General features: G+C 68.1%; 16 protein-coding genes and 2 pseudogenes. 10 read left to right on the forward strand and 8 right to left on the reverse strand.

Going from position 1 to position 24,421, the window contains the following annotated elements; genetic code table 11:
* The 5 genes and pseudogenes from StrepF001_RS41640 to StrepF001_RS41660 all read right to left on the reverse strand — a co-directional run.
* Positions 1-203 (reverse strand): annotated as a pseudogene (locus StrepF001_RS41640) (glycosyl hydrolase); the annotation flags it as partial.
* Between the two features lie 70 nt (positions 204-273).
* Entirely contained in the window at positions 274-1,146 is an 873-nt protein-coding gene (locus StrepF001_RS41645; protein ID WP_129803282.1) for a carbohydrate ABC transporter permease, read from the reverse strand.
* 1 nt (position 1,147) lies between these two features.
* Entirely contained in the window at positions 1,148-2,074 is a 927-nt protein-coding gene (locus tag StrepF001_RS41650; RefSeq protein ID WP_240797945.1) for a sugar ABC transporter permease, read from the reverse strand.
* Between the two features lie 84 nt (positions 2,075-2,158).
* A complete protein-coding gene (locus StrepF001_RS41655; protein WP_129803284.1) occupies positions 2,159-3,460 on the reverse strand; it encodes a sugar ABC transporter substrate-binding protein in 1,302 nt (433 codons plus the stop codon).
* Positions 3,461-3,604: 144 nt separating this feature from the next.
* Complete coding sequence (locus StrepF001_RS41660; RefSeq protein ID WP_165396550.1) at positions 3,605-4,639, reverse strand: LacI family DNA-binding transcriptional regulator; 1,035 nt, start codon at positions 4,637-4,639, stop codon at positions 3,605-3,607.
* A 264-nt stretch (positions 4,640-4,903) separates the two neighbouring features.
* On the opposite strand from StrepF001_RS41660, the gene StrepF001_RS41665 reads away from it, so the two are divergent.
* The 3 genes and pseudogenes from StrepF001_RS41665 (at position 4,904) to StrepF001_RS41675 (ending at position 11,205) form a co-directional block, all read left to right on the forward strand.
* Positions 4,904-7,840, forward strand: a complete 2,937-nt coding sequence (locus StrepF001_RS41665) for a GH32 C-terminal domain-containing protein (RefSeq protein WP_165396551.1) — start codon at positions 4,904-4,906, stop codon at positions 7,838-7,840.
* Between the two features lie 286 nt (positions 7,841-8,126).
* A pseudogene (locus StrepF001_RS41670) lies at positions 8,127-9,784 on the forward strand (IS1182 family transposase).
* 188 nt (positions 9,785-9,972) lie between these two features.
* Positions 9,973-11,205, forward strand: coding sequence for an RNA-guided endonuclease TnpB family protein (locus StrepF001_RS41675; protein WP_129803286.1), 1,233 nt, complete (start codon positions 9,973-9,975; stop codon positions 11,203-11,205).
* Between the two features lie 506 nt (positions 11,206-11,711).
* Here the strand turns inward: StrepF001_RS41675 and StrepF001_RS41680 are convergent.
* The 3 genes from StrepF001_RS41680 to StrepF001_RS41690 all read right to left on the reverse strand — a co-directional run bounded on the left by StrepF001_RS41680 (position 11,712) and on the right by StrepF001_RS41690 (position 15,667).
* Complete coding sequence (locus StrepF001_RS41680) at positions 11,712-13,199, reverse strand: glycoside hydrolase family 32 protein (protein ID WP_129803287.1); 1,488 nt, start codon at positions 13,197-13,199, stop codon at positions 11,712-11,714.
* On the reverse strand, positions 13,192-14,571 hold the full coding sequence (locus StrepF001_RS41685) for a glycoside hydrolase family 172 protein (protein ID WP_129803288.1): 1,380 nt from the start codon (positions 14,569-14,571) through the stop codon (positions 13,192-13,194). Before StrepF001_RS41685 ends, StrepF001_RS41680 begins: the two co-directional genes overlap by 8 nt.
* A gap of 91 nt (positions 14,572-14,662) precedes the next feature.
* Positions 14,663-15,667, reverse strand: a complete 1,005-nt coding sequence (locus StrepF001_RS41690) for a LacI family DNA-binding transcriptional regulator (RefSeq protein ID WP_129803289.1) — start codon at positions 15,665-15,667, stop codon at positions 14,663-14,665.
* A gap of 384 nt (positions 15,668-16,051) precedes the next feature.
* Here StrepF001_RS41690 and StrepF001_RS41695 point away from each other — a divergent pair, with 384 nt between their 5' ends.
* The 7 genes from StrepF001_RS41695 (at position 16,052) to StrepF001_RS41725 (ending at position 23,830) form a co-directional block, all read left to right on the forward strand.
* Positions 16,052-17,413: an extracellular solute-binding protein gene (locus tag StrepF001_RS41695; protein ID WP_129803290.1), complete on the forward strand. Its 1,362-nt coding sequence runs from the start codon at positions 16,052-16,054 to the stop codon at positions 17,411-17,413.
* A complete protein-coding gene (locus StrepF001_RS41700) occupies positions 17,410-18,285 on the forward strand; it encodes a sugar ABC transporter permease (protein WP_129803291.1) in 876 nt (291 codons plus the stop codon). Before StrepF001_RS41695 ends, StrepF001_RS41700 begins: the two co-directional genes overlap by 4 nt.
* On the forward strand, positions 18,282-19,187 hold the full coding sequence (locus StrepF001_RS41705) for a carbohydrate ABC transporter permease (protein ID WP_129803292.1): 906 nt from the start codon (positions 18,282-18,284) through the stop codon (positions 19,185-19,187). Before StrepF001_RS41700 ends, StrepF001_RS41705 begins: the two co-directional genes overlap by 4 nt.
* A gap of 99 nt (positions 19,188-19,286) precedes the next feature.
* Positions 19,287-20,585, forward strand: a complete 1,299-nt coding sequence (locus StrepF001_RS41710; RefSeq protein ID WP_129803293.1) for a sugar ABC transporter substrate-binding protein — start codon at positions 19,287-19,289, stop codon at positions 20,583-20,585.
* Complete coding sequence (locus StrepF001_RS41715; protein ID WP_206307125.1) at positions 20,575-21,537, forward strand: sugar ABC transporter permease; 963 nt, start codon at positions 20,575-20,577, stop codon at positions 21,535-21,537. Before StrepF001_RS41710 ends, StrepF001_RS41715 begins: the two co-directional genes overlap by 11 nt.
* On the forward strand, positions 21,534-22,373 hold the full coding sequence (locus StrepF001_RS41720; RefSeq protein ID WP_129803294.1) for a carbohydrate ABC transporter permease: 840 nt from the start codon (positions 21,534-21,536) through the stop codon (positions 22,371-22,373). The genes StrepF001_RS41715 and StrepF001_RS41720 overlap by 4 nt, the downstream gene beginning before the upstream one ends.
* Positions 22,374-22,432: 59 nt before the next feature.
* Entirely contained in the window at positions 22,433-23,830 is a 1,398-nt protein-coding gene (locus tag StrepF001_RS41725) for a glycoside hydrolase family 172 protein (protein ID WP_129803295.1), read from the forward strand.
* The last annotated feature ends 591 nt before the right edge of the window (positions 23,831-24,421 follow it).

Here is a 24,421-nt window from a genome sequence, read left to right on the forward strand (position 1 = left end):
GGGAGGGGTTCCCAGTTGATCAGGTCGGGGCTGCGGTAGTGGCCCCAGTGCACGTTCGAATGCCACGGGCCGTACGGGTTGTACTGGAAGAAGACGTGGTAGTGGCCGTCGTGGAACACCAGCCCGTTGGGGTCGTTGATCCAGTTGCGCGGGGGACGCAGATGCACGGCCGGGAGGTGGAGGTCAGCAGGCGGCGTGGACACACGGGGCCTTTCTCGGGGTGCGCGAAGCACACGTGGTCGGCAAGAGAAGGGTGGCGCGGGCGCGCGAGCGTCAGCCCTTGACGCCGGTCGAGGCGATGCTGTTGACGAACGACCGCTGGAACGCCACGAACAGGGCGAGGATCGGCACGGTGATCATGGAGGAGTACGCCATGATCTGGCCCCAGCCCACGTTCAGTTGGAAGAAGTAGGAGATGCCGACCATCACCGGTCGTAGCTCTTCGCTCTGCACGACCATCAGGGGCCACAGGTAGGAGTTCCAGGCGGGCAGGAAGGTGAGGATGGCGACGGTGGCGATGGCCGGTCCGGACAGCGGCATGACGATGCGACGGTAGATGGTGAACCAGCCGGCGCCGTCCACGATCGCCGCCTCGTCGACTTCCTTGGGGATGCTCTGGAAGTACTGGTGGAAGAAGAAGATCGAGAAGGCGTTGGCGACGAACGGCAGGATCTGCACCTGGTAGGTGTCCATCCAGCCAGTGGTCCACTCCAGGTGGAAGCCGTTGACGCGGAGCAGCGGCAGTTGGTTGACCCACCACACCAGCGGCAGGGCGAAGGTCTCGAACGGCACGATGAGCGTGGCGATTACCACGGTCAGGACGGCCTTGCGGCCGGGCCAGCGCATCCGTGACAGGGCGAAGGCGGCCAGGCTGTTGACGATGAGGCCGAGCACCACGGTGACCGAGGAGATGACGACCGAGTTCAGCAGGAACCGTGCCGCCGGGACGCGCTCGAACACGCCCGTGTAGTTGTCCAGGGACAGGGCGCCGACCGGGAGGAAGGCGCGCAGGGAGCCCAGGTCGCTGAAGATCTGGTCGTCCGGCTTGAACGACGAGACCAGCATGAAGACGAGCGGGAGCGCGAAGACCAGGGCCAGGACGACACGGCCGGCGTGACCGCCGAGGTGCTTGAGGAAGGAGGTCATGTCAGTCCTTCTCCCGGGTCAGGAAACGCTGGACGAGGGACACGCTCAGCACGAGCACGAAGAAGATCAGCGAGATCGCCGCTGCGTACGCGGTCTGCTGCTGGTCGTAGCCGGTGTGTACCGCCTGGTGGACGACGGTGGTGGTGGAGTCGAGCGGGCCGCCTTGGGTCATCACCCGGATCTGGGTGAAGAGGCTGAACGCCGCGATGGTGATGGTGACGAGCACGAATGTGCGGGTGGCGCGCAGGCCGGGCCAGGTGACGTGGCGGAAGCGGTGCCAGCGGGTGGCCCCGTCGAGGTCGGCGGCCTCGTACAACTCGGCCGGGATGGTCTGCAGGCCGGCCAGCCAGATGATCATGTGGAAGCCGACGCCCTGCCACACCGACATCAGGATGATGGCGGGCATGGCGGTGGACGGGTCGCCCAGCCAGTCCGGGCCGTCGACGTGTCCGAGGGTGAGTGCCGAGATGACGTGGTTGACCAGGCCGTCCTGCCGGTAGAGGAAGGTCCACAGCAAGGACACGACGACCATCGAGGTGACGACCGGCAGGAAGTAGACGGTGCGGAAGAAGTTGACGCCCCGCACCTTCGCGTTGACCAGCAGCGCCAGCACGAGGGCGAGCCCGGCTTGGAGCGGGACGACGACGGCGGCGAAGTACGCAGTGTTGCGCAGGGACTTGTAGAAGACCGGGTCTTCGAAGAGCAGGGTGAAGTTGCGAAGGCCGACGAAGCGGGCCGGGGTGGGCGAGACGAGCCTCGCGTCGGTGAAGGCCAGGGCGAAGGCAAGGGTGACCGGTACGACGAGGAAGACGACCAGCAGCACGACGGCCGGCGTGGCCATGCCGAGGGCAGTGAGGCTCTCACGGCGGCGTGCGTTGGTCGTTCGGGTTCGCCGGACCGGACGCAGCCGCTCAAGGGCTGCGATCATGGTGGTCACGGTAGCTCCAGGGGAGCCGGTCCGGTTCGGGCGCGCGAGAAGGCGCGGTCGGGGCCAGAACCGGACCGGAGCGGGTCAGTCCGAGTAGTGGTTGTTCGTCTTCAGGTTGTTGTCGATGTCCTTCGCGGCCTGGCCGAGAGCGCTCTTCGGGTCGGCGCCGGACAGGATGTCCTTGGCCGCCTTCTCGAACTCGGTGGAGATGTACGGGTAGGCCGGGGTGACCGGGCGCACCACCGCGTACTTGCGCGCGAACTGGACGAGCACGTTGTACTTCCCGCCCGGCTGGTAGCCGTCGATCTGCTTCGCGGCGGCCTCGGTGCCGGGGAGGGTGCCGGTGGCCTTGGCGTAGTCGACGAAGTACTTGGTCTGGCGGGAGAACTTCAGCCACGCCTGCGCGCCGTCCTTGTTGGAGCAGCTGGAGCTCATCGCCCACTGCCAGGAGGCACCGCCGATCCTGGGCCCGTTCCCGAAGTCGACCGGCGGGATGATCGCCAGGTCGTCACCGAGCTTCTCGGCGTTCTTGGCCGCGTTCCAGCTGCCGTCCCACTGGATGGCGCTCTTGCCGGCCAGGAAGTCCTTGTTCGGGTCTGCACCCGACTTCTTCGCCATGTAGCCCTTGCTCACCAGCGACTGGAACCAGGTGGCCCACGCCACGGAGCCCTTGCCGTCGAGGGTGCCCGAGGCGGTCTTGTAGCCGTCGCGGTCGATCAGGTCGCCGCCGAAGCTCTGGAGCTGCGGGGAGTACGCGTACGACCACCACTCACCGGTGCCGCCGGTACCCATCTCCAGTGGATACTCGAACTTCCCGCTCTTCTTCAGCTTGGCCAGCGCGGAGTCGAACTCGGCCTTGGTCCACGGCTTGTCCATGGTCGGTATGCGGATGCCGTACTCGTCGAGCACCGACTTGCGGGCGAAGAAGGCCAGGGAGACGTCGTAGAAGCCGAAGCCGTAGACCTTGTCCTGGTAGCGGCCGACGGTGCTGGCCAGCTGGTCGGACAGAGGCACCTCGCTGCCGGAGACGTCGATCGGGGACAGGTAGCCGCCCCAGGCCCAGTTCGCCACGTTGGGGCCGTCCACGTCCAGCAGGCAGGGCAGCTTGTTGGCCGACGCGGCGGCTACGACAGAGCTGTTGTAGTCGCTCTGCGGGAACGCCTGGAGCTTGACCTTGTACTTGCTCTGCGAGGTGTTGAAGTCCTTGATGATCTTCTTGACGACGTCGAGCTCTGCCGAGTTGCCGGCGTTGTGCGTCCACAGGGTGAGCGTGTCGCCGTCGGCTCCGGACGTGCTGCCGCTGCCGGACGCACATCCGGCGACCAGTGCGGTCGCCGCCGCGACGGCTACACTCGCACCAGCGAGGCGCCTTGTTCTGAACACCACGAGGTTCCTCCATCTCACTGAGACGGGTCTTGCCGGACCCGCCTTGGCGACCGGTTGCGACGGTCGCTGTTCTTGGTGGTCGTCCCGCCGCCCGGGAGTCTCAGGTCCCGGGCGGCGGGACGACCTGTTTTCGGGTGCCCGGTGTCATCCCTGTGCGGGGGCGCCGATGGAGGCACGTTCCCGCAGCGGCATGGGCACACGGTGGACGACTGCTTCGAGCGGCCCCTTGCGGAGGATCAGCTCCACGGCAAGGCGACCGAGCAGGTAGTGCGGCAGCTTCAGCGTGGTGAGCGCCGGGCGCAGGACGGACGCGATGTCCTGATCGTCGAAGGAGACCACCGACACGTCGCCGGGCACCGACAGACCCGCCTCACCGAGCGCTTGGTAGGCGCCGAGGGAGACCCGATCGGTCAGGCACACCAGCGCCCGGGGCCGGTGGCCCGCTGCGAGCAGCGCGGAGACCTCCCGGTGTCCGTCCGGCGTGTTCCAGTCGCACTCGATGACGCCGTCCAGGCGCGCGCCGCCCTCCCGCAGGACCTCCTCCAGGCCGCGCATGCGCTCGTTGCCGGCGATGATCCCCTCGGGCGTGGCCGGAACGGCCTGGTGGCCGCCGATCGCCCAGATGCCCTCGGTGTGGCCGGCGGCCAGCAGGGCACGGGCCGCGTCACGGCCGGCCTCCAGCTCGTCCGGCACGACCGACGGCGCGTCGAAGCCGGGGGCCAGGCAGTTCAGCAGCACCACGCGGCGCCCGAACAGTTCCTTGGGCGGAGTCACGTACCGGGTGAACATGGACGCGTAGATCACCGCGTCGACCTGACGGTCCAGCAGCGCGTGGACCAGCGAGGACTCGGCGTCGCGGTCGCCGCCCGCCTCGGTGATGAACAGCAGGTTGTCCCGCTCCCGCGCAGCCTCCATCGCGCCGCGGATCACCTCGCCCGCGAACGGCGTCGTGGTGATCCGGTCCGACACGAACCCGATGGTCTGCGTCGACTTCGTCCGCAGACTGCGCGCTGTGACGTTCGGGCGGTAACCCAGCTCCCGGGCGGCCTCCAGCACGCGTTCGCGGGAGGCGTCGGAGATACGCATGTCGGTGCGTCCGGACAGGGCGAACGACGCGGTCGTCGGCGAGACGCCCGCCTTGCGGGCAACGTCGGCCATGGTCACGCGGCGTTCAGACATCAGCTGCTCAGCTCCGTTGTTAAATCGGATTAGCAAGTTGCGACGAGACTGATGCGCGCTTCGCCTGATGTCAACAGTCCCGCGATATCGAATGCGAAACGTGGGTGATATCAGGCGTTTTGTGAGGCCTTAAGGTGTCGCCGAGGTAAATCGGCATGCATTAGCTCTTGCGTTAGCAGGAGCGGCGCGCGAACCATGCCGACCCATCGACTAAACCGATTTGGCACGGCGTCAGGCATGCCGTGCATGACCCAGGAGCCAGTCATGAGGAGAAGAACAGCCCTCAGTGTCGTATCGGCCGCTGTCGGCGTCGTCGTCGTCGTCCCTCTCTCGTTCGCTCCCGCTCCCGCCGCCGCCAAGGGACGGAGCGGCCCTCAACGCCCCATCGCCCGCTGGGACTTCGACGAGCGCACCGGCACGGTCACCCGCGAGGCGGTCTCCGGCTCCGCCGACCCCATCGGCTACGTCTTCACCGACGCCCGCTACAAGCCCGACAGCGACCCCGTACGGCGCCGCGGAGTGAGCGGCCGGGCACTGTACTTCGACGGCTACTCCACCGTCGTCACCGCCCAGGGTCCCGGCAAGCTCAACCCCGCCGACGGCATGACCATCGACGTGTGGGTCGCCCCCTACGCCTACGAGCACGGCATCGACGGCAAGCCCCAGGCCCTGGTCAACCAGCACAACCCGGACGCCAAGACCGGATTCCTGCTCGGCCTGCGCCGCTTCGGGCAGATCGTCTTCCAACTCGGCTTCGGCACCGATCTGATCGAGGTCAAGGGAGCCCACGACCAGCTGGCCGCCAAGGGCCGGTGGACCCACGTCGCCGCGACTTACGACCCGGCCGCCCGTCAGCTGCGCCTCTATCGCGACGGCCGACCGATCGGTACCGCGACCACCCCTGACACGGCCCCGCGACCGGCCCCCGGCGAGCCCCTGCTGATCGGGCGGCACAACCGGCCCACCCTGATCAACGGCGAGTTCCACGCCAACATGTACATGGGCCTGATGGACAGCCTCGTGATCCGCCCGGGCACCCTGGACGACGCGACGGCGCAGCAGGAGCACGCCGAAAGGGTCGCAGCGCTCCCCGGCCACCGCGTGCCCCGCCCTGACACCACCCCCGACCGGGCGCGCTTCGACGGCGACCGGCACCGTCCTCAGTTCCACATGCTGCCGCCCTGGCACTGGATGAACGAGCCGCATGCGCCGGTGTACTTCAAGGGCAAGTACCACATCTTCTACCAGCACGATCCGCTCGGCCCGTTCTGGGGCCAGATCCACTGGGGACACGCGGTCAGCACCGACATGGTGCACTGGCGGGACATGCCCATCGCCCTCGCACCCGCAGGGGACTCGGTCGGCCCGGACGGCTGCTGGTCGGGCTCGGCCTACGTCGACGGCGACCGGGGACCGGTGCTCTTCTTCACCGGCGGCGACGACCGCCTGCCCTACCGCCAGCGCACCGGCCTCGCGGTGTCCGCCTACTCGGACGACGGCGACACGGACCTGCCCACCTGGACGATGAAGTCCGAGCCGGTCACCGAAGCCCCGGCGGGACTCCCAGCCGGCCCCGGCACCGCATGGGCGGAGAACTTCCGCGACCCCTTCGTCTGGGAGGAGGACGGCGTCTGGTACCAGCTGGTCGGCAGCGGCATCGTCGACTACAACGGCACGCAGGTCACCAAGAAGCACGGCGGAACCGCACTCGTCTACACCGCGCGCAGGCCCGAAGGGCCGTGGAAGTACCGCGGCCCGCTGCACTGGAACGATCTCGCCACGCTGCCCGAGCCCGGAGAGGCGTGGGAGCTGCCGGTCCTTCTCCCGCTCCCCGGCCCCACGGGGAAGCGCACCGGCAAGCACATCCTGCTGGTCAGCCCGTGGTGGGAGGCGTTCAACCCGAACGCCGTCAAGCACACCTACTACTGGATCGGCACCTTCGACAAGGGCGAGTGCCGTTTCGTGCCCGACCACGAAAAGCCCCGCGAGTTCGACTTCGGCGAGCACTTCACCGGCCCGTCCGGCTTCGTCACCCCCGACGGCCGGTCCGTGCTCTTCAGCATCACCCAGGACCGCCGCAGCGAACAGCAGCACGCCCAGTCCGGCTGGGCGCACAACGCCGGGATGCCCGTCAGCGTGTCGTTGCGCCACGACGGAACCCTCGGGGTCGAACCGATCGCCGAGGCGGCCGGCCTGCGAGGCCGCCGACTCGCCGAGATCCGCCAGACCTCGGTGACGGAGGCGAACCGTCAACTCGCCGACATTTCCGGCGACATGCTGGACATCGAGGCCGTCATAGAACCGCGCGACGCCACGACCATCACCCTGGCCGTCCGGGCGAGCGCCGACGACAGCGAGCAGACCCTGCTCTCCTACGACACGACCGAGCGCCGTTTCCGGATCGACCGCAGTCGCTCCAGCCTTGACCCGGACGTGCGTAAGGGCATCCACGAGGGCGCCGTGGAACTCGACGATGGGCGACTGAAGCTGAGGGTTCTGCTCGACCGCTCGATGCTGGAGGCGTACGTGAGCGGCACCAACAGCCTCACCAGTCGCGTCTACCCGACCCGCAAGGACGCCACTGGCCTGCGGCTCACCGGCGAGGGCGGCGCTGCCCAGGTCGTCTCCCTGGATGTCTGGCGCATGAACGGCGCCTACGACACACCTGTCGCTCCGGCCGCCTACGACCCGCCGCGCCCGACGGATGTCGACGCCCTCCCCAACCACGACTTCGCCACCGGCGACCTCACCGGATGGACCGTTGTCTCGGGTACCACCTTCAGCGACGCCAACGTCACCACCCGCGCCGACTGGGGCTGGGGCGGCCCCTTCCACCCGTCCGAGACCGACGAGGACCCGGCCGGCCACCACCTGTGGGGCTTCAACCCGGCCGCCGGCGGCGACGACGCGGTCGGCGTCCTCCGCTCCGCCACCGTCACCCTCGGCGGAGACGGCATCGTCGATCTCCTCGTCTCCGGCGGCAACGACCCCGACCGGCTCTACGCCGCCGTAGTCCGCGCAAGCGACAACAAGGTGCTGGCCAAGGCGACCGGCCGCGGTGTCGAGCAGTACCGCCGTGTTGTCCTCGACCTGTCGGCTCACATAGGTGAGCGGATCTACGTCGAGGTCGTCGACAAGGCGACGGGCGGCTGGGGTCACATCAACGTCGACGACGTCAACGTGCCCGTCCAGCGTCCCTGACCACCGGCCCACCCACGTTCCACTCTCCCGGGGCCCTGTCGTGTGCCCGCGATCAGGAGAACGCACTGGTCAGCCTGCCCAACACACCTCAACACATCACCGGAGGTAAGCATGCGCACGCGTTCACCAGCGACATCCAGGACAGGGCCCTCGGGCAGCCTGCTACCGGGATTCATTCGCAGTGCACCGGCCTTCAGGACTCTGCTGAGGAAAGCGTGATTCGAGCAGGGTTTGTGTCGTTGGTCCTCCACGGTTGTTGCGGTCGTGGGTGGGAGGGCCGAGAAGGATGTCGCTGGAGCCGCGGGCTGATCAGGGAGTGCCGGAGCTGACGGCCAGAGTGGTGCGGGCGGCCTTCCCGAAGGGGGCGCTCGCGGTGCGGATCCGGGAGGCGTTGGGTCCACTGTTTGAGGACGAAGCATTCGCCGGGGCGTTCCCTGCCCGGGGGCGTCCTGCCGTTTCGCCGGGGGCTTTGGCACTGGTGTCGGTGTTGCAGTACGCGGAGGGGCTGACCGATCGGCAGGCCGCTGACCAGGTGCGGGCCCGGATGGACTGGAAGTTCCTGCTCGGCCTGGAGCTGGATGATCCCGGGTTCGATCCCTCTGTTCTGAGCTTGTTCCGCTCCCGTCTGGTCAAGCACGGGCTGGAGCAGAAGACGCTGGAGTTGGTGCTGGAGCGCCTGCGCGCGTTGGGCCTGCTGAAGGCCGGCGGTCGGCAGCGGACCGATTCCACGCATGTCCTGGTGGCGGTGCGGACCTTGAACCGGATGGAGTTCGTCGGCGAGACGCTGCGGGCCGCGCTGGAGGCGCTGGCGGTCGCGGCCCCGGTGTGGCTGTCCGGCCTGGTCCCGGCCGAGTGGGCCGAGCGCTACGGGCCGCGCGTGGACGACTACCGCTTCCCCAAAGGCGAAGAAATCCGTGAGCAGTGGTCCCAGCAGGTCGGGCGGGACGGGTTCTTCCTGCTGGAAGCGGTCTACGGCCCCGCGGCCCCCGCCTGGCTGCGCGAGATCGACGCAGTGCAGGTGCTGCGGCAGTCCTGGGTCCAGCAGTATCACTGCGATGAGAGGGGGGGGTGCGTTGGCGGGAGGGCAAGGACCTCCCGCCGGTTCATCACCGCTTGTGCTCGCCCTACGACACCGACGCCCGCTACGGGATCAAGCGCGGCTCCGGGTGGACCGGCTACAAGACGCACCTGACGGAAACCTGCGAGCCGGACGCACCACACCTGATCACCCAGGTGTCCACCACCGACGCGGTGGTGGCCGACACCGAGATGACCGAGCCGGTCCACCAGACGCTCGCCGAGCGGGAGTTGCTGCCGGACGTGCACGTCGTGGATGCCGGTTACACCACCGCCGCCCTGTTCGTGACCGCGACCGAGCGGGGCATGGAACTGCTGGGACCGGCTCCGCACGACAGCAGTCGCCAGTCCCGGCAGGACCAGGGCTTCTCCCGCGCCGACTTCACCATCGACTGGGATACCGAGAGCGCCGTCTGCCCGGGCGGGCACCGCAGTTTCGAGTGGTGGGAGCAGAAACACCACCGCAACGGCACCCCGGTACTCAAGGTGTTCTTCTCCGCCGAGCACTGCCGCCCCTGCCCGAAACAGGCGCAGTGCACCAAGCCCCCGTCCGGCCGCCGGGGCAGGGGCGTCACCTTCCTCCCCCGCGAGCGCCACGAGGCCCTCGAAGCCGCCCGCCGGGCCCAGGACACCGACGAGTGGAAGGCCCGCTATGCGATCCGGGCCGGCGTCGAGGGCACGATCTCCCAGGCCGTCCGCGTTACCGGCCTGCGCCGCACCCGCTACCGCAACCTGCCCATCACCCGTCTCGGCCACGTCTTCGCCGCCACCGCACTCAACATCATCCGCATCGACCGATGGCTGACCGGCACCCCGCTCGGCAGCACCCGCACCTCCCGCTTCGAAGCCCTCATACTCGCCGCCTGACAACCCAATTCGCGACATTCTCAGCAGAGTCCTTCAGGCCGGTGGTGAAGCGAATCTCGTAGTGGCGACGCGGAGCGTCGCGGCGGCGTTCCGGCGGAGCCGGACAATGCCATCCGTACGGGACGGCGATGGCTCGTACGGATGTTCCCCGTAGCGGTGGCGTGGAGTGGATTCGTACGATCAGCGACATGCAGCTTCGGTACGCCTTCAGGTTGTACCCGGAGCCCGGTCAACAGGGTGCGCTGGCCCGGGCGTTCGGGTGTGCGCGGGTTGTGTTCAACGACGCCGTACGTGCCCGCCGCGACGCCCATGCGGCGAAGGAGCCCTACCCGACCTTCAAGACCCTGTCCCGTTCCCTGATCACACGGGGCAAGCTGCACCGGGACCGGTACTGGCTGGGCGAGGTCTCCTCCGTCGTCCTGCAGCAGGCGTTGCGGGACGCGGACAACGCCTACGGCAACTTCTTCGCCTCGCTCAAGGGCGAACGCCAGGGACCGCCGGTGGGCGAGCCTCAATTCCGTTCCCGCAAGGACTCCCGGCAGGCGATCCGGTTCACCGCGAACGCCCGCTGGAAGATCATCGGGACGGGGCGGCTGCTCCTGCCGAAGATCGGCGAGGTGAAGGTGAAGTGGTCGCGCACCCTGCCGGCGGTGCCGTCCTCGGTCACCGTGATCAAGGATTCGGCCGGAAGATTTTTCGCCAGCTTCGTCATCGACACCGACCCCGACACCGACGCCACCACCCTGCCCGACACCGCACCCGACTCCAGCGTCGGCATCGACCTGGGGCTAACGCACTTCGCGGTCCTGGACGACGGCACGAAGATCGATTCGCCGCGGTTCCTGCGCCGTGCGGAGAAGAAGCTGAAGAAGGCGCAGCGGGAGTTGTCCCGCAAGGAGAAGGGATCGAAGAACCGGGCCAAGGCCCGCCTGAAGGTGGCCCGCGCCCACGCGAAGGTCGCCGACGCGCGCAAGGAGTTCTGCCATCAGCTCTCCACACGGATCGTCCGCGAGAACCAAGTGGTCGTGGTGGAGGACCTGGCGGTATCCGGACTCGCGCGCACCCGGCTGGCCAAGAGCGTGCACGACGCGGGCTGGTCCATGTTCGTGACCATGCTCAGGTACAAGTGCGAGCGATACGGGCGCGCCTTCGTGCAGATCGGCCGGTTCGAGCCGACCAGCCAGGTCTGCTCGGCCTGCGGCCACCGGGACGGGCCCAAACCCCTTCACGTGCGGGAATGGACCTGCCCGGCCTGTGACACCGTCCACGACCGGGACACCAACGCCGCACGCAACATCAGGGCCGCCGGACTGGCGGCATCAGCCTGTGGAGCGCAGGTAAGCCCCCGCCCCTCCCGGGGCGGGGCACCGCGCGACGAAGCAGGAAGCCACGGAATCCCACCCACGGCCTGCGCCGCGTAGCGGCACAGCACCAGGTAAGGGACGGCCAGAATCCTCGGGCTTCAGCCCGAGGAGCATGTCAAGCATACTGCTCGCGCTCATGGCATGTCTCGGCATGACAACGCCCCTCATGTCGGGACAGGCCGGCGCAAGCGGGAGCAGCTTGTCCAACCCCGGCTTCGAGACAGGCGACCTGAGCGGTTGGAGCACCACAGGAACCGCCTCCGCCGGAACGGTCACCAACCAGCCGGGCTGGGGCTGGTGCTGCTGCTTCAACCAGCAGGGCACCTACCACCTGTGGGGGTTCGCGGGCGGCGGTGACGCCCCCACGGGTACCGTCACCTCCGAGCCGTCACCACCCGCGCCTACCCCTTCCGGCAGGACTCCCTCGGCCTGCGGCTCTTCGGCGACGGCAGTGTCGTCAAGTCCATGACCATCTGGAAGATGGGCAACCTGACCGACTGACCCGCAACACCATCGACCCGGTCGGCACGCTGGACGTGCCGACCGGGTCGATGAACCTCTCGCTATCGGATATCTCCCGCCGCTCGTGTCGTCGTGTCACCAACAGGCGCTTCCGGCGGTGTCAGATCCCATGCCCCCACCGTGTACGCGGCGGAGGCCACGCCGGTGGCTCCCATCTGCACGCGCCAGGGGCCGTCGCCGACGGGGTAGACGCGCAGGGTGAGGGTGCGGCCGGAGGCGGTGAAGATCTCCGCGACCGAGTGGTCGAGCAGAATCCGCAGGGTTGCGTCGGGCCCCTCGGACGGAAGGCGCCAACTGCCGCCCTTCGCGCGGGGGTCGAGGGAGGCGTGGTCGCGGTCGACGACCAGTTCGCCGGTGACCAGGTGATGGACGATGTCGAGGTACTCGGTCCCGTCCGGTGAGGTGAGCAGCCGCAGGCGTCCGCCGCGCTCCAGGGTCACGGTCAGGTCGGTGGCCCGGGACACCTCGCCGAGATCCACCGGCTGTTCGGCGCTCGCCTTGCCCGCCGCGGCGATCCGTCGTTCGCCGCGCAGGGCGAGCAGCTCGCGGGCCGGTCGTTGGACCAGCTCTCCATCCGGGCCGGGCGTCAGTTCGCGGGGCAGGGAGAGCATGCCCGCCCAGCCGGCCTCGTCGGTCCAGGCGCTGGATGCGCCGACGCGTTCCTCGTCCCGGGCCTCCCAGATCCAGGCCCACATCAGCCGGCGTCCGTCGGGTGCGTGGAGCAGGGCGGGGGCGTAGAAGTCGGGGCCGTGGTCAAGGAGGTGGGGCTTGTCCGCATGGAACTCGCCGTCCTGTTCGTGGCCCGGCCAGTAGATCGCGCAGCTCGCCCCTTCCTGCGGGTCCCAGGCACTGGCGAGGACCGCGCCGGTGCAGTCGGGGAAGGCGGCGTACTGGGCGCACTCCCAGCCTTCCTCGGTGTTCCGGCCATCGCGCAGGGGATGCGGTGGGCGGGCCAGGAAGACGCCCTCGTACGACCAGTGGTCGAGGCCGTCCGACGTGTACTGCAGAGCTGCTCCGCGTCCGTCGGCCAAGGCCGCGCCGACCAGCATGCGCCAGCGGTCGCCGTCCCGCCACACGTACGGGTCGCGGAACATCGTCGTGCCCTCGGGCGCGTCAGGGATCAGGAGCCGGCCGCGCTTGGTGAAGGTCGTACCGCCGTCGTTCGAAACCGCCGAGGTCACCGGCTGGTGCCAACGGCCGTTGTGGCGGGCGGAGTAGAAGGCGGTGAGGCGGCCGTCGTGGGAGATCGCGTTGCCGGACCAGACTCCGTCCTTGTCATCGCCGCCCGGGGTGGGGGCCAGGGCGACCGGCAGCAGCTCCCAGTGGATCAGATCGCGGCTGCGGTAGTGGCCCCAGTGCATGTCGGCGTGACGGGCGCTGCGCGGGTTGTACTGGAAGTAGACGTGGTAGTGGCCGTCGTGGAAGACCAGGCCATTGGGGTCGTTGATCCAGTGGGCCGGCGGGCGGAGGTGGACCGCCGGGAAGTGGGTGTCGAGCGCCACCGCCGCCCGGGTCTCGGTCTCAGTCATCGGCGCGCTCGTCGTAACGGCGGCGAACGGCCGCGGCCTGCTTGATGTTGGCCTCGGACTCCTGCAACGAGCGCTCGCCGCGCTGCCGGGTGCGCTCTTCCAAGTGCCGCATGTGGCGCTCGAAGCGGGCCTGGTACCGCTCGCGCATCACGGCGATCTCCTCGGCGACCGCGCCGGAGCGGGCAGCGGGAACCGGCATCGGCCGGCCGACCGGGCGCACGGGAAGGCGCTGCTCCAACGGCAGGACCGTGGCCTTCGGGGACGGCAGAGTCTGGTACCAGTACGCCGTCGACGCCCAGTCGTCGGCCAGGTGGTTGCCGTGGCCGTGCTCGATCGAGACCCGGATCCGCTCCTCGAAACGGACCGGGTCGGCCACGTGGAAGCGGTAGTTGACGGAGTAGCCGGGGACGTCGGCCTCGTGCAGGATCGCGCCGTGGTAGAGGTAGGCGTTCTTCTGCATCCCCCAGGCGTGGTTGAAGTAGTCCTCTGTGCCGGTGCCGTGCAGGGAGGGAGGCCAGCTGGTGGAGCCGTCGGGCAGGAAGTCGTCGTCGATCCAGATCATGTCGTTGCCCTCGCCCCACCAGCTGCCCTGTCGGTGGTGGACGGAGAGGTTGCAGCCGACGTAGTGGCCCTTGCCCTCGGTGTCGAGGATGACGTAGTTGTCCTCGCCCGTGATGTCGACGATGTTGACCTCGGGGCTGTTGGTCTGGATGTCGGGTGCCCAGCCGTTGCAGGGGTTGCTGCGGTTCCAGCGGGCGTGGAAGTAGAGGGTGTCCTCGGGAAGTTCGTCCGGGAACAGCTCGTAGTCGATGTAGAAGTACTGCTGGATCGGCAGGTCGTTCTCGTTGACCAGCTCGATGCGGGCCCGCTTGTTGAACGGCATCGGCGCCCAGCAGTTCAGGGCCGCGCTGCCGCCGAGGATCAGGGACTCCTCGGGCTTGGCGGAGACGGTGAACAGGGCCGACTGGTAGCTGTTGGGCATGCAGTGGCCGATGCCGAAGAAGTCGCCGAGCGGGACGAGGACGGCGGGCTCCTCCTCGTCGTCCCAGGTGATGCGGATGAGGACCTTGCGGTAGTAGTCCGGGTCCGGCTCCTCCCAGTTGACGCCGAGCGCGTTGTGGATCTCCATCACGGGGGCCACGGTGTCGGCTTCCAGCGGGTCGATCAGGCCGGGGCCGAGGGTGCGGCGGCAGAACTGGGTCATCCAGATGTGGGTGATCCGGCCCGGACCTTCGAGGTCGGCCAGGACGCGGCTGGAGTGGGCGGGGGTCGTCCAGTAGTCCTGGTTGCGGCCGCGCTGGTCCCAGCTGGAGACGCGGGCGGTGCGGGCCCGGGTGGGGCGGGTGAGGTGTTCGAGGGCGTGTGAAGGCATGGGAAACTGACCCCTTCAGTGATGGTTCGCTGAACTCGGGCGGCGGGAGACTGGACCCCTCCTGCCGCCCCCTTGATGTGGTGGATGTGGCTCAGGCCGGGCAGCCGCAGGACTCCCGGTAGGTGATCTCCGGCTCGAGGCGGATGGTGCGGGGGCGGGTGGTGAGGCTGCCGTCGATCCGGCTGAGCAGCAGCTCCATCGCCGTGGCACCGATCTCGTGGGCCGGCTGGGCGACCGCAGTGATGCCGGGGCGGAACAGGTCGGTGTGCGGGAAGCCGTCGAAGGTGGCCAGCGCGAAGTCCTCGGGCGTGGCCAGCCCCAGCCCCTTCGCCGCCGCGAGCACACCCACCGCGGTCTCGGTACTGGCGGCGACCACCGCCGACGGCCGCTGCTGCCGCAGTACGCCCGTCATACGCTCACGGGTGTCGTCCGCCCGGCCGCTGCCGGTGACGATCAGGCTGTCGTCGACGTCGATCCCGGCCTCGTCGAGTGCTTCGAGGTAGCCGCGCCGCCGCTCGGAGATGGTGGAGACACCGGTGTCGCCGGCGGCCAGCGCGATCCGCCGATGGCCGTGCCGTTCCACCAGGTGCAGCACCAGCTCCCGCATGGGGGCGGTGTTCTCGACGCCCACCTGATCGGCTTTGACCCCGCCGAGCCGGTCGATCAGGACGACGGGTGTGCCCTGGCCGATGACCGCGGTGATCGCCTCCCGGTGGGACCGGGCGACCGGAGCGATGAGCAGGCCGTCGACCCGGCGCTCGGCGAGAACTTCCAGCGCCCGTGCCTCCAGCTCCGCGTCCTCGCCCGAGTTGGCCAGCAGCACCGTCAGGCCGGCACCCATGGCCGCCCGTTCGACACCGCGGGCCATCGCCGCGAAGGCCGGCTCGGACACGTCCGTCAGGATCAGCCCGATGGAGTCGGTGCGTGAGCGGCGCAGCGCGCGGGCGAGGCTGTCACGCCGGTAGCCCGTGGTCCTGACCGCTTCCTCGACCCGGGTGCGGGTCTCTTCACGGACCGGCCGTGTGCCGTTGATGACGTGCGACACGGTGGACGTGGAGACGCCCGCCATCCGTGCAACGTCGGAGATCGTGGCCACTGCCGTTCGCCGCCTCCTCGTGTCGTCGGACCGATCCATGATCCGGTCCGTAACTGCATAACGCCATACGGTCCACCGGTCCATGCGGGTGGGCCGGTTCGCCGTCCACTCGTTCCGCTCACCGTCAGGTTCATCGAAACGATTGCGCAGACCTTCGCACGTCGCGGCGAAGGCAGTCAATGGCTGTGGCCAGCGGAGAGCTGTCCCTTCTGGAAACTGCTCCGTCACGCAGTATTGACACGCTGGAACTCCCGGGGCACCTTTCATCGAAACGTTTGCGTCACGGGCGCAGAGCGGCCCCCACGGCCGGACCACCGCGCGCACCGGACATCCATCCCCCGCTGGTTCCGCCTCCTCACCCAGTTCCCGGAAGGCAGCAGCACCATGGCGACCTCTCCTCAGAGCGCACCTCCGACGTCGAGACGGCCTTCCGGCATCTCGCGCCGACTTCTGCTCACCGCCACCGCGAGCGCCCTGTTCGTCACGGCCACGGCCTGCGGTTCCGCGGTGAACACGGCGGACGGATCGTCCTCGGACGGACTGATCACGCTGTCCATGCACAACCCGGACAGCAAGACCCAGGACCCGGCGACCTGGCAGATGGTGCAGGAGTTCAACAAGCAGCACCCCGACATGAAGATCAAGCTGGAGGGCCAGCCGGTCGACCAGCACGAGCAGCGCATGACCATCGCGGCACAGAGCGGCACGCTGCCGGAGATCTTCTGGGTGTACGACTCGCTCGCGAAGACCATGGTCAAGAGCGGCGACCTGCTGGACCTGACTCCGATCCTCGCGGAGGACAACCTGAAGGCGAAGTTCGTCCCGAGCATGCTCGCCGGCTTCCGCTCCGGAAACGTCCAGTACGGCGTCCCGTACCAGGCGCTGGTCACCGGCTTCTACTACAACAAGGCCATCCTGGACGAGCACAAGATCGCCGTCCCCGAGACGTTCGACGACCTGCTCGCCGCGGTGAAGAAGCTCAAGGCGGCCGGCGTGGTGCCGATCACGCAGGGCGCGAACAACTCCTCGTTCAGCGTCTGGGCGTTCCTGACCATGCTCGACCGCTTCGGCTACGAGGCGAAGTACCAGGACATCCTGTCCGGCAGGGCGAGCTACGACAGCGCCGACTTCCTGCGCCTCTACAAGCACGTGGAGGAGCTGGCCGAGGCCGGCGCCTTCCCCTCCAACATGAACACCCAGACCTACGCCCAGGCCGTCGCCTCCTACACGTCCGGCAAGGCGGCCTTCCTCGACGCGGGCGTCTGGGAGGCGGCGAAGATCCAGAAGAGCGGAGTGGGCAAGGACACCGGCTTCTGGGCCGGCCCGACCTTCTCCGACGGCGTCGGCAACCAGAAGCTCGTCATGAACGTGCCCTCGGCACCGTTCGTCGTCAGCGCCAAGGTCAAGGACGACAAGAAGAAGTACGCCGCGGTGAAGGCGTTCATCCAGTTCTACTACAGCGACGCGGGCCAGAAGATCCTCGTCGACAACGCCCAGCCGCCGGTCACGACGTACAAGCCGTCCGTGGACGCCACGAAGAACCCCGTGTTCGCCGCCGTCCTCGCCGAGGCGTCCAAGCCCGGCTGGACGAGCCCGAAGGCGCAGCCCGACCTGGTCGTCTCCGCGGCCACGGCGAGCGCCATGTACGACAGCTTCTACGGCGTCATGGGCGGCAGCCTCAGCCCTGAAGAGGCCGTGAAGAACGTCCAGAAGACCATCAAGCAGGTTCCGGCGGTCACCCCATGAACTGGCTCACCACGCGCCGGCACTTCGCCCTGATGGTCGCGCCGGCGCTGATCATCTACAGCCTGTACATGATCTGTCCGATCCTGTACTCGCTCTACTACAGCTTCACCAACTTCGACGGCGTCTCCGCAGGCGGCTTCGCCGGCCTCGACAACTACCGGCAGATGGCGCAGGACGACGCCTTCTGGACGTCGATGCGCAACACCGGGATCATCCTCGGCATCGCCCTGTTCCTGCTGATCCCGCTGGGCTTCCTCCTCGCGATCCTGCTCAGCGGACGTGTGAAGGGCAGCGGGGCGCTGCGGGCGCTGGTCTTCGCCCCGGCGATCATCGCGCCGATCCTCGTCGGACTGATCTGGATCTTCATCCTGGACCCGAAGATCGGCCTGGTGAACGCCTTCCTGCTGGCGATCGGCGTGCCCGCGCACCCGCAGTGGATCGGCGGCCCCACGCTCAGCTCGTACTCGATCGGCTTCGTCTACCTCTGGCAGCAGATCGGGTTCGTGCTGACCATCTTCTACGCCGGCCTGCGCATGCTGCCGCGCGATGTGATGGAGGCCAGCAGCCTGGACGGGGCGAGCCGCTGGCAGCAGCTGCGGCACATCCAGATCCCCATGCTGCGCGAGACGTTCGGCATCGTCACCGCCCTCGTCGTCACCGGCGTCTTCAAGGTCTTCGAGCTCGTCTACGCCCTCACCGGCGGCGGTCCCGTCCACCTCTCCGAGGTCATGGTCAGCTACATGTACCACATCACCTTCACCACCCAGCAGTACGGCTACGGCATGGCCCTGGCGGTGGTGGTGTTCGTGGTGGGCGCGCTCGCCTCCGCGGCCACGTTCCTCGACAACCGCCGTAAGGGAGAAGTCCGTTGAGTATCGACACCGAGGTCAAGATGTCGCTCGCGTCGCCGGCGGCCCCCGGTGAGACCCCGCACAGGCCGCGACGCCGCAGGCGCGGCAGGATCGTCGTCTCGGCGGTCGCCTACCTGATCACCTTCGTGATCCTGTTTCCGCTGCTGTGGATCGTGCTGCTGTCGTTCCAGACCAACGACAACATTCTCAACCGCCCGTTCTCGCTGTCCGACCTCACCCTGGCCAACTATCAGCAGGCCCTGGAGACCCTCAACCTGCTGGTGATGTACAAGAACACGCTGATTCTGGCCGTCGTCTCGGTCACGATCGGGCTGGTCATCTCCTACATGGCCGCGTTCGCACTCACCCGCATGATCTTCCGCAGCGGCCGGCGCCGTACGCAGACAACGCTGCGCTTCTACTTCCTGGCCGGCCTCGCCATCCCGGTCTACATCCTGCTGTTCCCGGTGTACCGGCTCGACATCACCTTCGGCCTGTTCGGTACCTACTTCGCGCTGATCCTGCCGTACATCGCCGTCACGATCCCCTTCAACATCCTGCTGCTGACCGGCTTCCTGCGGGACTTCCCCGAGGAGATCGAGCAGGCCGCGGTGATGGACGGGGTCGGGCTGTGGCGCATGGCCTGGAAGGTCGTCTTCCCGCTCATGCGGCCGGTCGTCGCCACCCTCGCGATCCTCAACGTCATTTACGTCTGGAACGAGTTCCCCTTCGCGGTCACCCTCATCAACGACCCGAACATGACCACCGTCTCCCTCGGCGTCTCCCAGTTCCAGGGCGTCTACAGCGTCAACTACGGCGCCATGATGGCGTCCGCCACCCTCGTCCTGCTGCCGCAGCTGGCGATCTACGCGGCCTTCCAGAAGCAGGTCATCGCGGGCATGACCGCGGGCGCCGTCCGCTGAAGCTTCCTTCGCACATCACCGATTCCCCTTCGTCGGGACTGCCAGGCGACGGCATTGCCTCTTCTCCCTCCCCTTCTTCCCAAGAGCGCGGAGAACATCATGAACAGAACAACCCCAGGACTGTCCCGGCGAAGCTTTCTGCAGATCACCGGGGCCACCGGGCTGGCCGCCGCAGTCACCGCCTGCGGTGCCGGCGGGAGTTCGTCCGGCGGCTCGTCCGGCTCCCTGACCGTGCTGTGCGAGTCGGGCGGCCACGCCGAACTGACCAAGATCGCCGCGGCGTTCAAGAAGGAGACGGGACACGCCGTCACCTTCGTCGAACTGCCCTACGACGGCCTGTACAACCGGCTCAACAGCGAACTGTCCACGGGATCCGTGTCGTTCGACCTCGCCGCGGTCGACGCGATCTGGCTGCCGACCTTCGCCGATGCCTTCCAGTCGCTCGACGACCTGTTCACGGCCGACGTGACGGCCGACCTGTTCCCGTCCCTGGTGGACGGGGCCCAGATCAAGGGCAAGTACGTCGGCATGCCGGCGTGGACCAACGCGGAGATCCTCTTCTACCGCAAGGACCTCTTCGAGGACGCGAGCGAGAAGGCTGCATTCCGGAAGAAGCACGGCTACGAGCTCGCGCCTCCCAGTAGCTGGCAGCAGTTCCAGGACACGGCCGCCTTCTTCACCCGGGGCACCAAGCTCTACGGCACCGATGTGAAGGGCGCCGTGGAGACCGAGTGGCTCGCCCATGTGCTGCAGGCCGGTTCCCCCGGCGTCGTGCTCGACGACTCCGGAAACGTGATCATCGACAACGCGCAGCACGTCGCCGCGCTGAAGTTCTACTCCGACCTCAACAATCGCCTGAAGGTGAGCCCGCCCGGGGCCGCCCAGCTGGACTGGGCCGGTGCGCAGAACCTGTTCAGCCAGGGCAAGACCGCGATGATGCGGTTCTGGGCACACGCCTACCCGCTGATCCCGAAGGACTCCCCGGTCCATGGCAAGGTCGGCGTCGCACCGATGATCGCGGGCAGCGCCGGGATCGGTGCCATCCCGGGCCCCTTCTATCTGTCCATCCCGAACGCCGGCAAGAACAACGACCTGGCCAAGCAGTTCATCAAGTTCGCCTACGACAACAACAAGCTGGCCATCCAGTCCTCTCTCGGGCTCGCGGCGCGCAAGTCCGCGTACTCCTCCTACGCGAGCAAGCCCGGCTACGAGCACTTCAAGGCGCTGCTGACCACGCTGGACGGGCCGGCCACCAAGTCGCGTCCCGCCAGCCCGAAGTGGCAGCAGATCGTGGACACGGTGCTGGTGCCCACGATCCAGAAGTCCCTGACCCAGGGCGCGGACCACGCCGCACTGCTGGCCACGGCACGCCAGGAGGTGGAGAAGCTTGTCAAGTAGCACCGACCACCTGGTGCACAAAGCGGTCGCGCCGCCGACGCCGGCCGCCAAGCCTCCACGCAGACGACCGATGTCGGACAAGCAGTTCGCCCTCGTGCTCATCCTGCCGGCGGCCGCGTTCCTCGCCGTCTTCGTCGCCTGGCCGCTGGTCAAGCTCGTCATCGACAGCTTCCACGACATCGCTCCGCTGGCCGGCACCCGCCGCTTCATCGGGTTCGACAACTACACGGAGGTGCTGGCCTCGTCGGACTTCCTGCACGCCGCGCTGCGCACCCTCCTGTACACCGTGGTCGTCGTGACGCTGGAATTCAGCCTCGGACTCGGTGCCGCGCTGCTGTTCAACGCCCTCGGGCAGCGCTCCCGGGTGCTGCGCACCGTGTTCCTGTACCCGCTGATGATCGCCCCCGTGGTCGCCGGTCTGCTGTGGCGGTTCCTGCTGATCGACAACTTCGGACTCGTCAACGCACTGCTCACCAAGGTCGGCATCCTGGACCGCCCCGCCGACATCGGCTGGCTGTCCGACCCGGACATCGTGCTGATCTCGGTCGCCCTGCCCGACATCTGGCTCACGACGTCCTTCATGACCCTCGTGCTCTTCGCCGGCCTCCAGAACATCCCCGGCGACGTCCTGGAGGCGGCCAAGCTCGACGGCGCCAACGCACGCCAGCAGCTGTTCCGGATCATCCTGCCGCTGCTGCGGCCGGTCATCGCCGTCGCGCTGATCGTCCGCGGCATCGACGCCGCCCGCGCCTTCGACACCATCGTCATCCAGACCAACGGCGGACCCGAGTCCGCGTCGACCACCCTGAGCCTGCTGATCTACCGCACCACTGTGCGCTTCGGGGAACAGGGCCTGGCCTCCGCCATGGGCACCCTCTACCTGATCGCCATGCTCGCCGTCGCCATCGTCACGATGCGCATGATCTGGCGGCCCGGAAAGGGGCAGTCATGACCGCCGTACTGGACCGGCTCGCCACCAAGCGAGCGCTGCTGTGGGCACTGCTGCTCGGGGTGGTCGCCGCGTACGCCTTCCCGTTCCTGTACCTGATGCTGACCTCCTTCAAGACGCCGTCGGACGCCCTCGCGGTGCCGCCGACGATCCTGCCGAAGGTGTGGAGCCTGGAGAACTTCGCCAAGGCGCTGGACACCCCGGGCGTGACCGCCGCGTTCATCAACAGCATCACCACCGCGGTCCTCAGCACCGTGATCTCCCTCGTTCTGGCCGTGCCCGCGGCCTACGCCGTGTCCCGCTTCGGCACGGTCAGCGGCCGGGTGTTCATCGTGGTGGCCCTGGTGACCAGGATGGTCCCGCCCGTCGCCATCGGCGTACCGCTGATCGGGATGATGAAGACCCTGGGCCTGACCGACACACCGGTCGGAACGGCGATCGCCCACACGACGATCTCACTCCCGCTGTCCATCTGGCTCATGGTCAGCTTCTTCGAGGCCGTGCCCGCCGAGCTGGAGGACGCCGCCAAGGTCGACGGCTGCAGCCGGATGGGCGCACTGATCCGGGTGGTCCTCCCGGTCGTCTCGGGCGGCGTCGCCGTGACGGCGATCTTCGCCTTCCTGGCGTCCTGGAACGAATTCCTCTTCGCCCTGCTCCTGACCGCGGTCAAGGCCCAGACCGTGCCGATCCTCATCGCCAACTTCCAGACCCAGTACGGCCTCCAGTGGGGACCCATGACCGCGATGGCCACCCTCTACTCGATCCCGGTCATCCTGCTCACGCTCGTCCTGCAACGACGGATCGTGGCCGGCCTCACCCTGGGCGCGGTCAAGGGCTGATCCACCCCCTCTGCCCCGGGCCGACCGCCCGGCTGCACAACCGAAGGGACACCCGCTCCATGTCCGTCCGCTCCTTCTCCCTCGGCGACGACCTGCTCGGCCGCGCCGCCCGGCGCCGCCGGTCCCGCTCTGCACGGGTCGCCAGCTGGGACCACACCGGCCTCAATGAGGACGCGTTCATCGTGATGCCGGGCGAGACCGCCGTCCTCGCCGATCTGGAAGGCCCCGGCGCGATCACCCACCTGTGGTTCGTCCAGGGCTGCCGCGTCGTCCTCGGCCCCGGCCTGTTCGACGCCCGCCAGGCGGGCACCGCCATGGTCGAGTTCAACAACGCGCTCGGCTACAACTGGGAGGTCAACGACCCCGACTACTACCGCAAGGTCGTCATCAAGATGTACTGGGACGACCAGGAGCACCCGTCCGTCGTCGCCCCGCTCGGCGACTTCTTCGGCGTCGGCAACTCCATGCCGGCCAGCTTCCAGTCGATGCCTTTCACGGTCTCCGTCAAGGACGACTCGGAACGCATGTACGGCGGCCCCGCCGCCTTCAACTGCTTCCTGCCGATGCCCTTCAACCGGCGCGCCCGCATCGAGGTCGAGAACCAGGGCGAGCACCCGTACGTCCAGTACTTCTACATCGACTACGAACTCTTCGCCGAGGACCTCCCCGACGACACCCTCTACTTCCACGCCCACTGGCGCCGCAACAACCCCTGCAACGGCTGGGGTCCCGACCTGCAGGTCAACAGCCTGGAGACACAGGTCCCCAACCTCGACGGCAACGACAACTACGTCATCCTCGACACCGAGGGCGCCGGCAACTACATCGGCTGCGTCCACACCGTCAACCACTTCACCGGCACCTGGTGGGGCGAGGGGGACGACATGATCTGGATCGACGAGGACTTCAACCCGGACGGCACCACCAGCTGGCCCCCGTCCATGCACGGGACCGGCGGCGAGGACTACTTCAGCCACGGCTGGGGCATGCAGAAGATCAACTATCCGTTCCAGGGCACGATCATCCACGAGGAAGACGTCCCCGGCCTCCAGGTCCACTACCGCTTCCACCTCGCCGACCCCGTCCGCTTCAACGAACGCATCCGCGTCACCATGGAGCACGGCCACGGCAACCACCTCGCCGACGACTGGTCCACCACCGCGTACTGGTACCAGACCCTCCCGGCCCCCCGCCTCGACATCCTCCCCGTCGAGCAGCGCCTCCCCCGCAAGGCGGAAGGCCCTGGCATGAAGGACCTCCTCACCGTCGACCGCACCACGCTCGACCCACTCCGTCAGCGGATGTACGAGCAGCGCGACGCCCGCATGGCCGACTTCACCGCCCAGCGCGTCGAGTGGTTCGAGCGCCGAGCCGTCGAATCCCGCGAACGCGCCGCCAGGAACAAGGAGTTCGCCGCCGAGGTGCGTGCCAGGTTCCTCGTCGGTGCACGGCGCTGATCACGTCGCGCCCCTGCTGCGTTCGCGTACTTGGCGACAGCATGGAACGCCGAGAGAGCGCCTGACGGGCATCTGCCCAGCTCAGGCGCCCTTGCTCCATTGAATGACGGCCAGTGCCGATGACCGGAACTCTTCCCGGGCAGCCCGCCGGATCCTGCGGCAAGCGCATGGACTCCCGGTCGGACAGCGGCGGCACTGGCTGACGCCGCCCTGCTTGCTCGAGCCCGCACCTTGCTGAAAGAGCGTTTTGTCCTGGCGGGGGTGTCTGGTAGCTCGCGCGAGGTGCGGGGTTTGGTGGCTGTGCACGTGGGCGTGTGAGGATCCGCTCGTGGAGTGCGACGTGTGTGGGCGGGCGATGTGGCGATGGCCGGTGGCGGCGACTGCGTGGGAATACGACTTGGCGACGCCTTGCGCGCCCTACCCCTGTGGTGCCCCGGCCTTGGACACGGTTCACCCCAACTGGCCGGACTAGGCCGCCCCTTTTGGCCTGGCTTTCTCCGCCTCGGCGGCAGCCTTCTCCAGGGCGCCGAGGACGTCCTCGCCCAGGTGCATCCCGGCCGCGTCATGGTGAGCACGCGCGGTGGTGGAGTC

Source organism: Streptomyces sp. F001, from assembly GCF_004187715.1.
GTDB classification, from domain to species: Bacteria; Actinomycetota; Actinomycetes; order Streptomycetales; family Streptomycetaceae; genus Streptomyces; species Streptomyces flavusporus.